This window comes from Oscillibacter sp. CU971 (assembly GCF_905219725.1).
Classification (GTDB): domain Bacteria; phylum Bacillota; class Clostridia; order Oscillospirales; family Oscillospiraceae; genus Oscillibacter.
Genome location: NZ_CAJMXG010000452.1, coordinates 1 through 1556, shown reverse-complemented (window position 1 = coordinate 1556; position 1556 = coordinate 1). Strand labels below are relative to the sequence as shown.

General features: G+C 55.2%; 2 protein-coding genes and 1 pseudogene. 1 reads left to right on the top strand and 2 read right to left on the bottom strand.

Features of this window, described 5'->3' with window-relative positions; genetic code table 11:
* Positions 1–149 (bottom strand): TetR/AcrR family transcriptional regulator (locus JX325_RS16460; protein WP_204792114.1); only part of this gene is annotated, 149 nt, incomplete at its 3' end.
* 114 nt (positions 150–263) lie between these two features.
* On the opposite strand from JX325_RS16460, the gene JX325_RS16455 reads away from it, so the two are divergent.
* Positions 264–563 (top strand): YciI family protein, encoded by a 300-nt coding sequence (locus tag JX325_RS16455; RefSeq protein ID WP_204792113.1) that lies wholly within the window; start codon positions 264–266, stop codon positions 561–563.
* Positions 564–810: 247 nt separating this feature from the next.
* On the opposite strand, the pseudogene JX325_RS18345 reads toward JX325_RS16455, so the two are convergent.
* Positions 811–1556, bottom strand: a pseudogene (locus tag JX325_RS18345) (hypothetical protein); the annotation flags it as partial.

Below are 1556 nucleotides of genomic sequence, written 5' to 3'. Positions count from 1 at the left end.
AATGATCCTTTTGCTACACCAGCAGATATACAAATATCGCTTATAGTAACATTGTTGTAGCCGTTTTCTTTTATCAGTTGTACAGCGGTTTCAAATATTTTCCGCTTTGTTTCTGCCGCCTTTTCTTTGCGGGTTAGTTTCCGCTCCACAAAAATCACCCTCCTAAACGATGTTGACAAATCAAAGAAGTTGATGTAATATAATGACCGTAGTCACTGACCTTAGTCACCGTGAGTTTACCACATTTTTGGGAGGAATGCAATATGTTTATTTTCAGTTTGACATACGTCAAACCGCTTTCCGAGGTGGAGCGTCTTTTGCCCGCACATATCCAGTTTTTGGACGAACACTATAAAAAGCATCTTTTCATGTGTTCTGGCCGGAAAATTCCAAGAACAGGCGGTGTAATCCTGTGTAACTGTGCAGACACGGTTGAAGCAAAGGCGATTATGGAAAAAGACCCTTTTTATAAAGAGGGTATCGCGCAATATGATATTATTGAATTCGTCCCCTCTAAAACGTCCGAAGCATTTCAGATTGCCATGTCGGAGCAAACAAAATAGCAACGAAATAACAATATCAAAAAGCTGTATTTAACTGGATATAGCCATGTGAAAGTCCGGAAGCGTAGGAAAAACGCCTCCGGCCTTTTTCTNGGGTTTTCCGGGGAACGCACTAACGGCAAGCAGGGCGAGTGTCAATACACTCGCCATTTTCGCCTTGCGAAAATGCTTGTTGGGGTTGTACCCCAAACCCGCCGGAAGCCTCTGGACACCGTGTCCAGAGGCTTCCCTGTCTGCGNCCCTGTCGCTAACGCTCCTGGGCCTTGCTCTCCCGCCCTCCGGGCAGGTTGAGGAGATGATCGACGTTGGCCTTGACCGCCACCGCCTCCCGCATTTCCTGTTGTGCCGCCCGGTATTGGGCGTAGAGCTTTTTCTTCCGCTCCGCCAGCTCCCGGCGCTCCTTTTTCAGCGCGTCCATCCTGGGGAACTTGGCCCCGCCCAGAATGTCGTTAATCGCCGCCTTTGCCGCCCGATAGGAGGCCAGGGCCTCCTCATGCTCCGCCAGATACTTCTTGCTGTACCGGGCGGCCTTGTAGCCGTCGAATACGGGCCGGGTCTTGGCGNAGTCCACCACGGCCCCCATGAGTTTTGTGGTGGAGGCCAGCCGCTCCTCCACTCNCCGCAGCTNCCCGGCCAGGGCGTGGGCCCGGTCCACCGCCTCCGTCGTCCGCTCCGCCAGGGCGTCANAGTCGGTCAGCCCGTTCTCCTGGAGAAACTGGAGGGCGGCGGCCATCTGTTTGAGATTGTATATTTTTGCCCACCGCTCATAGCCTGGGCCCTTGCCCTGGGCCATACGCTGCTGAATGTCAATAATCAGATTGACGCGCCGGGGAGCCGCCGAACGGGGCCGCCCCTGGGCGGGCTTGCGGACGGGGGCCCGCCCGTCAATCACCGCCTCCACGTCCTCCAGGCCGTAGCCGTCCCCCAGGGTGGAGGCCCGGAACCGGGTGGCCCGGTCCTGGCCTGGAAGCCGGAACGAGAGCACCCCGCCCC

Bases quoted from the DNA above. Each gene is read 5' to 3' on its own strand.
- JX325_RS16455 (WP_204792113.1), top strand. From the start codon at position 264: ATGTTTATTTTCAGTTTGACATACGTCAAACCGCTTTCCGAGGTGGAG.